The organism is Streptomyces spororaveus, from assembly GCF_016755875.1.
Classification (GTDB): Bacteria; Actinomycetota; Actinomycetes; order Streptomycetales; family Streptomycetaceae; genus Streptomyces; species Streptomyces spororaveus.
Genome location: NZ_BNED01000005.1, coordinates 4,483,913 through 4,496,265, shown reverse-complemented (window position 1 = coordinate 4,496,265; position 12,353 = coordinate 4,483,913). Strand labels below are relative to the sequence as shown.

The window sequence follows — 12,353 nt, the reverse complement described above, 5'->3', positions numbered from 1 at the left end:
CGTGAAACGGCGGCGTTTCACGTGAAACATCGCCCGAGGTCGGCAGCCCCCGGCCCATGGTCAGGGCCCCTTCGGCCATGGGCGAAGATGGAGCCGTGACCTCGGCTCCCCAGTGCCCGGACGGGCCAACCCCCACGCCCCGGCTGATCGCCACCGACCTCGACGGCACCTTGCTGCGCGACGACAAGTCCGTCTCGCCACGCACGGTCGCCGCGCTCGCCGCCGCCGAGGAGGCCGGCATCGAGGTCTTCTTCGTCACCGGCCGCCCGGCCCGCTGGATGGATGTGGTCAGCGACCATGTCCACGGCCACGGCCTGGCGATCTGCGCCAATGGCGCGGCAGTGGTCGACCTGCACGCCGGACGAGAGTTCGTGCAGGTCAGAGCCCTTCCACGGGAGGCTGCCCTTGCTGTCGTCGATGCCCTGCGGGCGGCGGCACCCGGCACCTCCTTCGCCGTGGAACTGACCACGGGCATCAACTACGAGCCGGCGTACCCGCCCTTCTTCAAGGACCCGGGCGCCCGGGTCGCCACCGCCGAGAAGCTGCTGCACGAGGACACGGACGAAAGCGCCGCACCCGTGCTCAAGCTGTTGGCGCACCACGGCGAGCTGGCCCCGGACGAGTTCCTGACGCTGGCACGGTCCGCCGCCGGTGAGTACGCGTCGATCACCCGGTCCAGTCCCACCGCCCTGCTGGAGGTCAGCGGGCCCGGCGTGTCCAAGGCGAGCACCCTGGCGCTGTGCTGCGCCGAGCGGGGCATTTCACCCGCCGAGGTCGTCGCCTTCGGGGACATGCCGAACGATGTGGAGATGCTCAGCTGGGCGGGCACCTCGTACGCCATGGGCAACGCCCACCCCGATGTGATCGCGGCCGCGTCCGGCTGCACGGTCGCCAACAACGAGGACGGGGTCGCCCTCGTCATCGAGCGCATCCTGGCCGAACGGGCCGCACGGCAGCAGGCCCAGGCGGACGCCCCCTAGGAAGTCGGCTGGAGCGGGGCCTCCCAGACAAGGGTGGTCCCGCCGCCGTCCTCGCCGATACCCGGGCCGTACGAGCTCGCGCCACCCAGCGACTCGGCCCGGCGGCGCAGGTTCCGCAGCCCGCTGCGGCGCCCGCCCTCCGGGATCCCGACCCCGTCGTCGGCGACCTCCAGCCGGACCCCGGCCCGGCCGTCGGCGAGCGTGACGGTGGAGTCGATCACCACGTCGATCCGGGTCGCCTCGGCGTGGCGGAAGGCGTTGGACAGGGCCTCGCGCAGCGCGGCGATCAGGTTCTTGCCCACCAGCTCGCCGACCATCGTGTCGATCGGGCCGAGGAAGCGGTGCGCGGGTTTGAAGCCCAGGGGCACCGCGGCCATGTTGATCTCCCGCAGCACCCGGGTGCGCAACCCGGACGGGGCCTCCGCCGGGCCCTGTTGGAGAGCGAAGATCGCGGTGCGGATCTCCTGGATCGTCACGTCCAGTTCGTCCACGGCCTTGCCCACGCCGTCGCGCACCTCGGGGACCATGGACCGGCGCTGGGCGACCTCCAGCATCATCCCGGTGGCGAAGAGCCGCTGGATGACCAGGTCGTGCAGGTCGCGGGCGATCCGGTCACGGTCCTCGAACACCGCCAGCCGCTCGCGGTCGCGCTGTGCCTCGGCCATCATCAGGGCGAGCGCCGCCTGCGAGGCGAACTGGGTGGCCAGTGTCCGCTCGGCTTCGGTGAAGGGGCCGGCGCCGCGGGCCCGGGGGGTGACCAGCGCACCCAGCACCCGCCCGCCGCTCTGCAGCGGCAGCAGCATGCACGGGCCGTACCGGCTGGTGAGCTCACTCACCATGCGGGGGTCGGACGCGGCGTCGTCCACGAAGACCGGTTCGCCCTCCAGCAGCCTGTCCACCACCGGGCTCCCGGCCGGGATCACCAGACCGAGCGAGGTGGCCGGGTTCTCGGACGAGACCGCGACGATCTCCATCCCGCCCTCCTCGGCCGGCAGCATGACGATCCCGGCGGCGGAGTCGGCCAGCCTGCGGGCCTGTTCGGCGACGACCGCGAGGGCGTCGTCCGCGTCCCCGCCGGACAGGAGGGCGGTGGTGACGGCCACCGAGCCGTCGATCCAGCGCTCGCGCTGGGTGGCGGCCTCGTACAGCCGGGCGTTGCCGATCGCGATGCCCGCCTCGGTGGCCAGGACCCGGACCATGTGGACGTCGTAGTCGCTGAACTCGCCGCCGCCGTTCTTCTCGGCGAGGTAGAGATTGCCGAAGATCTCTCCTTGCACCCGGATCGGCACTCCGAGGAAGGTCTTCATGGGCGGGTGGTGCGGCGGGAAGCCCGCCGAGCGCGGGTCCTTCGTCAGATCGGCGAGCCGCACCGTGTCGGAGTGCGAGATCAGCGCTCCGAGCAGGCCCCGCTTCCCGTCGGGACGGTGCCCGATCTGCCGGGCCTGGTCGGCGCTGATCCCGTGGGTGACGAAGTCCGAGAGCCCGCGGCCCTCCGTGTCGACGACACCGATCGCCGCGTAGCGGGCGTCCGCGAGCTCGGCGGCGGTCTCGCAGATGCGGTCCAGCGTGGAGTGCAGCTCAAGCCCGGTCCCGACCGACCTCATGGCCTCCAGCAGTTGCGGCACACGGGCCGTGAGCTCGGTGGACAGACCGTGCAGACTCCTGGCGGCCCGGGTGGCGGCCACCAGCGGGTCCGAAGCCCCCGCGCTTCCCGGGATTCCAGCCGGTCCCGGAAATACAGGCGGCCCCGGCAACGGATCTGGTGAGGGATCCGGTGAGGGATCCGGTGACTCCTGCGCTGACATGGTCCTGAGAGTAGTTAGTCCCTATTGGCGGGGAAAGTTGGCCAAAGTCCCGTCCGTTGCCCTTTCGCGCTCCAGCAGCCGCCGCAACGGTCCCTCGGCGGCGGCCAGCTCCGCGTACGGGCCGCGCTGTACGACCTCGCCACGGTCCAGCACGAGCACCTCGTCGACCGCTTCCAGGCCCGCCAGCCGGTGCGTGATCAGTACGGTGGTCCGGCCCTCGGTCGCGGCCAGCAGATCCGCCGTCAGGGCGTCCGCCGTGGCCAGGTCCAGATGCTCGGCCGGCTCGTCCAGGACCAGTACGGGGAAGTCCGCGAGCAGCGCCCGGGCCAGGGCCAGCCTCTGGCGCTGACCACCCGAGATCCGCTCGCCGTGCTCGCCGACCAGCGTGTCCAGCCCGTCCGGGAGGCCGTCGGCCCACTCCAGCAGCCGGGCCGCGGCCAGCGCCTGCCGCAGCTGCTCCTCGTCGGCCCCGGTCCGGGCCAGGCGCAGGTTCTCCCGGACCGAGCTGTCGAAGATGTGCGCGTCCTGGGCGCACAGGCCCACGAGGGCGCGTACGTCGTCGCCGTCGAGCGTGCGCGCGTCGCTCCCGCCCAGGCTGTACGCGCCTTCGGCCGGGTCGAGGAACCGGAGGAGGACCTGGGCCAGGGTGGTCTTGCCGGATCCCGAGGGACCGACGACGGCGATGCGCTGGCCGGCCTCCAGGGTCAGGTCCAGGTCCCGCAGCGCGGTGCGCTCCTGTCCGGGGTGGCGGGCGGACAGGCCCGTCAGCCGCAGCGGGAACGGCGAAGCGGGAGCGGCGGCGGGCTGCTCGGGCTCGGTGACCGGAACCGGCGCGTCGATGACCTCGTAGACCCGCTCGGCGCTACGGCGCACCCGCTGGCGGTACTGGACGGCGAGCGGAAGGCCGTTCACCGCCTCGAAGGCGGCCAGAGGTGTCAGGACGGCGACGGCCATGGCCACCCCGGACAGCCGTCCGTCGTGGACGGCGTTCGCGGCGACGGCCGCGGCGGCCACGACGGTGAGCCCGCACACCAGGGCCGACAGGCCGCCGCCCAGCCCGGCCGCGGCCGAGCCGCGTGCGGCGATGCGCGTCAGCAGGCCGTCGCTCTCCCGTGCCCGGCCCTTGCGGTCCTCCAGCGCTCCGGCCACGGTCAGCTCCGCGGTCCCGGTGAGCAGGTCGGCCACCCGGGTGGCGAGTTCGCCCCGGGCGGGAGCGAGCCTTCGCTCCGCACGGCGGGCGCAGGCCCCACTGACCAGCGGTACCGCGATACCGGCGGTGAGCAGTCCGGCGGCGAGCACGGCTCCGGCCTCGGGCAGCAGCCACGCGGTGAAGGCGACCGAGCCCGTTCCGACGAGCACGGCGGTGCCGGCGGGCAGCAGCCAGCGCAGCCAGTAGTCCTGCAGTGCGTCGGCGTCGGCCACGAGCCGCGCCAGCAGGTCCCCGCGCCGGTGCTCGCGCAGTCCGGCGGGCGCGATGCGTTCCAGTCGGCGGTACACGGAGACCCGCAGGTCCGCGAGCATCCGCAGCACGGCATCGTGCGAGACGAGCCGCTCGGCGTACCGGAAGACGGCGCGGCCCATTCCGAAGGCCCGGGTGGCCGTGACGGCCACCATCAGATAGAGCACGGGCGGCTGTTCCGAGGCCCGGGAGATCAGCCAGCCCGACACGGCCATCAGGCCGACGCTGCATCCGACGGCCAGCGCCCCGAGCAACAGCCCGAGCCTGAACCGTCCTTGCCACGCCCTGGCGACCCCCCGTACCCGGCGCAGCGGACCACCGGCCGCATTCGATCCGGTCCCGCCACCGGCGGGCAGCGGCGCCCGGTCGTGCGCCGCACCGAGGATCCACTCCCCGGCGTCCGGGACGTGCGCACCTCGGTCACCGGCCGCAGCCGGGATGGGAGACCCGGCGCCGGCCGGGGAAGCGGCGCGGTGGGCGGGCGTCCCCTCGGCGGGCTGCCCCTCCAGGCCGGCGCCCGCCGCCATCTCCACCACCCGGTCCGCGACGGCGAGCAGCGCCGGCCGGTGCACGACCAGCAGGACGGTCCGCCCGGCGGAGAGCCGCCGGACCGCGTCCACGATGCCCGCCTCGGTCTCGCCGTCCAGCGCCGCCGTCGGCTCGTCCAGCAGCAGTACGGGCCGGTCCGCCAGGAACGCGCGCGCCAGGGCCAGCCGCTGCCGCTGTCCGGCGGACAGTCCGACGCCGCCCTCGCCCAGCGGTGTCTCCACCCCGCGCGGCAGCGCGGTCACGAACTCCCAGGCGCCGGCATTCTGCAGTGCCTCGGCCACATCGGCGTCGGAGGCCCCCGCGCGGGCCAGCCGTACGTTCTCGCCGATCGTCCCGGCGAACAGGTGCGGCCGCTGCGGCACCCAGGCGATCTGCTGGTGCCAGTGGGCCGGCGACAGCTCGGCCAGGTCCACGCCCGCGACCCGGACCCGCCCCGCGGTGGGCGTCACGAACCCCAGCAGCACCTGGAACAGGGTGGACTTCCCCGCTCCGCTCGGGCCGGTCAGGGCCACGCACTCCCCGGGCCCCACCGTCAGCGAGACCGGCCGGGGCGAGTCCTCGCCCCGGCCCTCGTGGCGGACGGCGATCCCCTCGATCTCGATCCGCAGGGGAGCGCCGACCGGCAGCTCGGCCGTACCGGCCGTACCGGTGGTGGGGGTCTCCAGTACCCGGAAGATCTCCTCGGCGGCCGCCAGCCCTTCGGCGGCCGCGTGGTACTGGGCTCCCACCTGCCGCAGCGGCAGGTACGCCTCGGGCGCGAGGATCAGGATGACCAGCCCGGTGTAGAGGTCCAGTTCGCCGTGGACCAGCCGCATGCCGATGGTGACGGCCACCAGGGCCACCGACAGGGTCGCCAACAGTTCCAGGGCGAAGGAGGAGAGAAAGGCGATGCGCAGGGTCCGCATCGTCGCGCGCCGGTAGTCATCGGTGATCCTGCGGATCGACTCCGCCTGCGCCTTGGCCCGGCCGAAGACCTTCAGGGTGGGAAGCCCCGCCACCACGTCGAGGAAGTGCCCCGAGAGCCGGGAGAGGACCTGCCACTGGCGGTCCATCCGGGACTGGGTGGCCATACCGATGAGGATCATGAACACGGGTATCAGGGGCAGCGTCACCACGATGATGGCCGCCGACACCCAGTCCTCGGTGACGATACGGGCGAGCACCGCCACCGGCACGACCACCGCGAGCCCCAGCTGGGGCAGGTAGCGGGAGAAGTAGTCGTCGAGCGCGTCCACACCCCGGGTGGCCAGTGACACCAGGGAGCCGGTCCGCTGCCCGGCCAGCCAGCCGGGCCCGAGCTCCGCGGCCCGGTCCAGCAGCCTGCCCCGCAGCTCCGACTTGACCGCCGCGCCGGCCCGGTGCGCGGCCAGCTCCGTGAGCCAGGCGATCAGCCCGCGCCCGAGCGCCACCGCCGCGAGCAGCAGCAGCGGCGTCCGGAGCGCCTGGCCGTCGAGCCCCTCCTGGAAGGCTCCGACCACGATCTCGGCGATCAGCATCGCCTGACCGACGACCAGCCCCGCCCCGGCAAGGCCCAGGGCCACCATCGCCCCCAGGAAGAGGCGGGTGGAACGGGCGTACCGGAGCAGGCGCGGGTCGATCGGTTTCACGTGAAACATCCCCTCGGGGAGGTCGTCAGCCGGACGGGCAGGTCATGCGTCGCGGGAACTCAGTGCACATCGACGATGTGCTGCGTCCCGATCCGCTTGCGGAACACCCAGTACGTCCAGCCCTGGTAGAGCAGCACGAGCGGGGTGGCCACGGCCGCACACCAGGTCATGATCTTCAAGGTGTAGGCGCTGGACGAGGAGTTGGTGACCGTGAGGCTCCAGGCCTCGTTCAGCGAGGACGGCATGACGTTCGGGAAGAGCGTGAGGAAGAGCATCGCGACGGCCGCCGCGATGGTGACCCCGGAGAGCGCGAACGACCAGCCCTCGCGGCCGGCCAGGTTGAGGCCGAGGGCCCCGACCAGCGCCAGCACCGCGACGATCATGGCGATCAGGCTCGTACCGTCGCCGCGCGAGACCTGGGTCCAGATCAGGAAGACCAGCGCCAGGACGGCGGTGACGACACCCAGCCGGGTGGCCAGCTTCCGCGAGCGGTCGCGGATCTCACCGACGGTCTTGAGCGAGGTGAAGACCGTGCCGTGGAAGGTGAACAGGGTGAGGGTGACCAGTCCGCCGAGGATCGAGTAGACGTTCAGCAGATCGAGGAGGCTGCCGACGTACTCCTTGTTCTCGTCGATCTTGACGCCGCGCACGATGTTGGCGAAGGCGACGCCCCACAGGAACGCGGGGATCAGCGAGGTCCAGAAGATCGCGTGTTCCCAGTTGGTCTGCCACCGCTCCTCGGGGCGCTTGTGCCGGTACTCGAAGGCGACGCCACGGATGATGAGGCAGATCAGGATGAGCAGCAGCGGCAGGTAGAAGCCCGAGAAGAGGGTGGCGTACCAGTCGGGGAAGGCGGCGAAGGTGGCACCGCCCGCGGTGAGCAGCCAGACCTCGTTCCCGTCCCACACGGGCCCGATCGTGTTGATCAGGACCCTCTTCTCCGTGCGGTCACGGGCGAGCAGCTTGGTCAGGACCCCGACGCCGAAGTCGAAGCCCTCCAGGAAGAAGTAGCCGGTCCACAGGACGGCGATGAGTACGAACCAGACATCGTGGAGTTCCATGGTGTGCGCTCCTCGGCCTCAGTACGAGAAGGCCATCGGCCGGTCGGGGTTCTTGTCGTCCCCGCCGATCTTGGTGGGCGGATTGAGGTCTGCCTCGGTGAGTTCGGGCGGTCCGGCCTTGACGTACTTGACCATGAGCCTGACCTCGATCACGGCCAGCACGGCGTAGAGGAGCGTGAAGCCGATCATCGAGGTGAGCACCTCGGCCTGGGACACGTTCGGCGAGACCGCGTCCCTGGTGCGCAGGACCCCGTAGACCACCCAGGGCTGGCGGCCCATCTCGGTGAAGATCCAGCCCCAGGAGTTGGCGATGAGCGGGAAGCCCATCGTCCAGAGCGCGACGATCCAGTACAGGTTGGCGAACTTCGGGCTCAGCGGCTTCTTGAAGAGCACCAGGTGGGGGACCTCGTCCTCCCCGGTACGCAGGCCCGCCGGCAGCATGAAGCGCTTGCGGGTCAGCCACAGGCCCAGCACCCCGACACCGAGGGAGGCCATTCCGAAGCCGATCATCCAGCGGAAGCCCCAGTAGGCGACGGGAATGTTGGGCCGGTAGTCGCCGGAACCGAACTTCTCCTGCTCCGCCTTGTTGACGTCGTTGATGCCCGGGACGAAGGAGGTGAAGTCGTCGTTGGCCAGGAAGGACAGCAGGCCGGGGACCTCTATCGCCACCTTGTTGTGGCCCTTGTCCACGTCTCCGTAGGCGAAGACGGAGAAGGGCGCGGGCGCCTCGCCGTCCCACAGCGCTTCCGCGGCGGCCATCTTCATGGGCTGCTGCTTGTACATGACCTTGCCGAGCAGGTCACCGCTGATCGCCGTGCCCATACCGGCGATGATCATGACGATCAGGCCGAGGCGCAGCGAGCTCCGCATGACGGGGATGTGCTTCTTGCGCGCCAGGTGGAAGGCCGCGATTCCGGCCATGAACGCGCCGCCGACCAGGAAGGCGGCCGTGATGGTGTGGAAGAACTGGGTGAGCGCGGTGTTCTGGGTCAGCACGAGCCAGAAGTCGGTCAGCTCCGCCCGGCCCCGCTCCTCGTTGATGCGGTACCCGACCGGGTGCTGCATCCAGGAATTGGCCGCCAGGATGAAATAGGCGGACAGGATGGTGCCCATGGACACCATCCAGATGCAGGCGAGGTGGATCTTCTTGGGCAGCTTGTCCCAGCCGAAGATCCACAGACCTATGAAGGTCGACTCGAAGAAGAAGGCGATCAGCGCCTCGAAGGCCAGGGGAGCCCCGAAGATGTCGCCGACGAATCGCGAGTAGTCGGACCAGTTCATGCCGAACTGGAACTCCTGGACGATGCCGGTGACGACACCCATCGCGATATTGATCAAGAAGAGCTTTCCCCAGAACTTTGTGGCTCTGAGGTACTTCTGCTTCTCGGTGCGCACCCACGCCGTCTGCAAGCCCGCCGTAAGGGCGGCGAGCGAGATCGTCAGGGGTACGAAGAGGAAGTGGTAGACGGTCGTAATGCCGAACTGCCATCGCGCCAATGTCTCCGGCGCCAAAGCTAGGTCCACGTCGTCTTCTCCTTGTCGTCGCCGTGGTCACAGCCGCAGTCTGCCTGGCGGGTTCCTTCCATACCGGGAGGAAGCAGGACACGCTTGTGAACGCGTTCACATTCACAAGCATTATGTCGCACCGCCCTCAGCCACCTTCGAGCGGGGTACCCCTCTAGCCAATCGATTCAACAGATTGTTGAATGCGGCGCATGCAGATACGAATCTCCTGGCCCGCGGGCCAGCTCACCGCAACCCTCGACGAGACCCCGACCAGCAAGGCGCTGGCCGAGGCCCTTCCGATTTCCGCCTCCGCCAACACCTGGGGCGAGGAGGTCTACTTCGACACCGGAGTCTCCGTCGCCCTGGAGCACGACGCACAGCAGGTCGTCGCCCCCGGCACGGTCGCCTTCTGGACCGAGGGCGACGCTCTCGCGCTGCCCTACGGCCCCACGCCCATCTCCCGCGGAGGCGAGAGCCGCCTGGCGAGCCCGTGCAACGTGCTCGGCTCCTTCGACGGCGACCCCCGCCTGCTGTCCACCGTGCGCGAGGGTGATCCCGTCCGCGTGGAGCTCGCCTGAGCCGTACCGGGCCCCTCACCGCCAGGGGCGCCTCACCGGCTAGAGCTCCTTGCGGAAGGCCTCCGCCGTGTGCAGGAAGAGATCGTTCGCCTCGGTCTCACCGATCGTGACCCGCAGGCCCTCGCCCGCGAAGGGCCGGACCACCACACCGGCCTTCTCGCAGGCCTCCGCGAACTCGGCGGTCCGCTCCCCCAGCCGCATCCACACGAAGTTCGCCTGCGTGTCCGGCACGGTCCAGCCCTGGGCGACCAGCGTCTCGCGCACCCGCGTGCGCTCGCCCACCAGCGCCCCGACGCGGCCCATCAGCTCGTCCTCGGCGCGCAGCGAAGCCACCGCCGCGTCCTGCGCGAGCTGGCTGACGCCGAAGGGCACCGCCGTCTTGCGCAGCGCCGCCGCCACCGGCTCGTGCGCGACCGCGAAGCCGACGCGCAGGCCCGCCAGCCCGTACGCCTTGGAGAACGTACGCAGCACGGCGACGTTCGGGCGGTCGCGGTAGAGCTCGATGCCGTCCGGAACGTCCGCGTCCCGTACGAACTCGCGGTACGCCTCGTCGAGGACCACCAGGATGTCCGAGGGCACCTGGTCCAGGAAGCGCTCCAGCTCGGCGCGGCGCACGGCCGTGCCGGTGGGGTTGTTCGGGTTGCAGACGAAGATCAGCCGGGTCCGCTCGGTGATCGCCGCGGCCATGGCGTCCAGGTCGTGCACGTCCCCGTCGGTCAGCGGGACCCGCACCGAGGTCGCGCCCGAGATCTGCGTGATGATCGGGTACGCCTCGAAGGAGCGCCAGGCGTACATCACCTCGTCGCCCGGGCCGGCGGTCGACTGGATCAGCGACTGGGCCACGCCGACGGAGCCGGTGCCCGTGGCGATGTGCTCGACCGGCACGCCGAAGCGCTCGGCGAGCTCGTTCACGAGGCCGGTGCAGGCCATGTCGGGGTACCGGTTGAAGTTCCCGGCCGCGGCGACCGCGGTCTCCAGCACGCCCGACAGCGGCGGATACGGGTTCTCGTTCGAGGACAGCTTGTACGCGACAGACCCTCCCGCGGCAGCCGGCTTGCCGGGCTTGTATGTCGGAATGCCGTCCAGCTCGGCGCGCAGCTTCGGGCTCTTCTCGCTCACCGCAGGTCCTCCTCGACCGTCCCGTACGACGTCGCCGTCGACTCAATACTGCTCACCTTATGAGGATTCCGCCGTTCCGAGAATGGGGGCGCCTGGAATGCGGGGGAGCGCACGCATATATGCGTGCGCCGGTGGCCTGCGCCGTGGCGCGCATCCCTCGTGCAGGTGAGTTGAGAACGGCCCGAGATCGCATCGTTTTGGCATGCCCGGACCCGACGACAAGGCCCACACTCACTCTAAGCAATCAAACGCCTTCATTTCCAAGGTCATCGGGGGTGGCGAACCATGCAGAAACGTGCCTGTCAACGCCTGCATATGCACCCAGACCACCCTCCCCGCCGAGCCCTACTATCGGCTCGCCATGACAGCAGCAGGGAAGCATCAGGTGAGCCGGACCGAGACCACCCGGCGGGCCGCCGGCCGACAGGGCCGGGCCGGCATCAGGGACGTGGCCGCCGCGGCGGGCGTCTCCATCACAACCGTCTCCGACGCGCTCAATGGCAAGGGACGGCTGCCCGACGCCACCCGCCGCCACGTTCGCGAAGTGGCCGACCGGCTGGGCTACCGCCCGTCGGCCGCCGCCCGCACCCTCCGTACCGGAAAGTCCGGCCTCATCGGCCTGACCGTCACGACGTACGGGGATGAACCTTTCACCTTCACCGAATTCGCCTACTTCGCCGAGATGGCCAGGGCCGCCACCTCCGCCGCGCTCGCCCGCGGCTACGCCCTGGTCATCCTCCCCGCCACCTCCCGCCACGACGTGTGGTCCAACGTCGCCCTCGACGGCACCGTCGTCATCGACCCCTCCGACCACGATCCCGTCGTCACCGAACTGGTCCGCCAGGGTCTGCCCGTGGTCTCCGACGGCCGCCCCGCAGGCTCCCTCCCCGTCACCGCCTGGGTCGACAACGACCACGAGGCCGCCGTACTCGGCCTGCTCGACCACCTCGCCGCCGCCGGCGCCCGCCGGATCGGCCTGCTCACCGGGACCACCACCGACACCTACACCCGGCTCTCCACCACCGCCTACCTGAGCTGGTGCGAGCGCGTCGGCCAGGACCCCGTGTACGAGTCCTACCCCGCCCACGACCCGTGCGCGGGCGCCGTGGCCGCCGACCGGCTCCTGGCCCGCCCCGACCGCCCCGACGCGGTCTACGGGCTCTTCGACCCCAACGGCACCGACCTGCTCGCCGCCGCCCGCCGCTACGGCCTGCGCGTCCCCGAGGACCTGCTGCTCGTGTGCTGCAGCGAGTCCACCGTCTACGCCAACACCGAACCGCCCATCACCACCCTGTCCCTGAAACCCCGCCGCATCGGCACCGCCGTCGTGCAGCTCCTCATCGACGCGATCGAGGGAGTGAACGCCGGACGCCCCGTCGAGCAGGTCGTCCCGACCGAACTCATCATCCGCACCTCGTCGCAGCGCAGGCAGCCCCGCACGACCATCAGCCCGCCCCGTTCGCCGGCCCAGGACTGACCGACAGACCGTCCGGTCGGCCTGCCGAAGGGCCGGCCGAGGACCGTCCGAGGAACATCCGACGACCGACCGAGCACCTACCAAGGACCGGCCGAGGATTTCAGCTACGCCGATATCGGGAGAAAGCGGTAGGAACGATCGGCTCCGCAAAGGATTCACCACCCCTGGTGCGTCACAGAGCGCGAGCCGCATTCCTATGATGGGCGCACGAC

At 70.8% G+C, this 12,353-nt stretch carries 8 protein-coding genes; 3 read left to right on the top strand and 5 right to left on the bottom strand.

Annotated elements, in window-relative coordinates:
- Nucleotides 1-77: 77 nt before the first annotated feature.
- Complete coding sequence (locus Sspor_RS22570) at nt 78-980, top strand: Cof-type HAD-IIB family hydrolase (RefSeq protein ID WP_202200758.1); 903 nt, start codon at nt 78-80, stop codon at nt 978-980.
- On the opposite strand, the gene Sspor_RS22565 is transcribed toward Sspor_RS22570, so the two are convergent.
- Genes Sspor_RS22565 through Sspor_RS22550 form a run of 4 tightly spaced genes read right to left on the bottom strand, consistent with a single transcriptional unit; the run spans nt 977 to nt 8,985 of the window.
- Nucleotides 977-2,785, bottom strand: a complete 1,809-nt coding sequence (locus Sspor_RS22565; protein ID WP_308445548.1) for a sensor histidine kinase — start codon at nt 2,783-2,785, stop codon at nt 977-979. The two genes, Sspor_RS22570 and Sspor_RS22565, sit on opposite strands and share 4 nt — an antisense overlap.
- A 21-nt stretch (nt 2,786-2,806) precedes the next feature.
- Complete coding sequence (gene cydD / locus Sspor_RS22560; protein ID WP_202200757.1) at nt 2,807-6,400, bottom strand: thiol reductant ABC exporter subunit CydD; 3,594 nt, start codon at nt 6,398-6,400, stop codon at nt 2,807-2,809.
- Nucleotides 6,401-6,459: 59 nt separating this feature from the next.
- Nucleotides 6,460-7,461, bottom strand: a complete 1,002-nt coding sequence (gene cydB, locus Sspor_RS22555) for a cytochrome d ubiquinol oxidase subunit II (protein ID WP_202200756.1) — start codon at nt 7,459-7,461, stop codon at nt 6,460-6,462.
- Nucleotides 7,462-7,479: 18 nt separating this feature from the next.
- On the bottom strand, nt 7,480-8,985 hold the full coding sequence (locus Sspor_RS22550; protein WP_202200755.1) for a cytochrome ubiquinol oxidase subunit I: 1,506 nt from the start codon (nt 8,983-8,985) through the stop codon (nt 7,480-7,482).
- 191 nt (nt 8,986-9,176) lie between these two features.
- On the opposite strand from Sspor_RS22550, the gene Sspor_RS22545 reads away from it, so the two are divergent.
- On the top strand, nt 9,177-9,545 hold the full coding sequence (locus Sspor_RS22545) for a cyclophilin-like fold protein (RefSeq protein WP_202200754.1): 369 nt from the start codon (nt 9,177-9,179) through the stop codon (nt 9,543-9,545).
- 39 nt (nt 9,546-9,584) lie between these two features.
- On the opposite strand, the gene hisC is transcribed toward Sspor_RS22545, so the two are convergent.
- Entirely contained in the window at nt 9,585-10,664 is a 1,080-nt protein-coding gene (hisC, locus tag Sspor_RS22540) for a histidinol-phosphate transaminase (protein WP_202200753.1), read from the bottom strand.
- A gap of 361 nt (nt 10,665-11,025) precedes the next feature.
- Between hisC and Sspor_RS22535 the strand changes: the two genes are divergently transcribed.
- Complete coding sequence (locus Sspor_RS22535; RefSeq protein ID WP_202200752.1) at nt 11,026-12,141, top strand: LacI family DNA-binding transcriptional regulator; 1,116 nt, start codon at nt 11,026-11,028, stop codon at nt 12,139-12,141.
- The last annotated feature ends 212 nt before the right edge of the window (nt 12,142-12,353 follow it).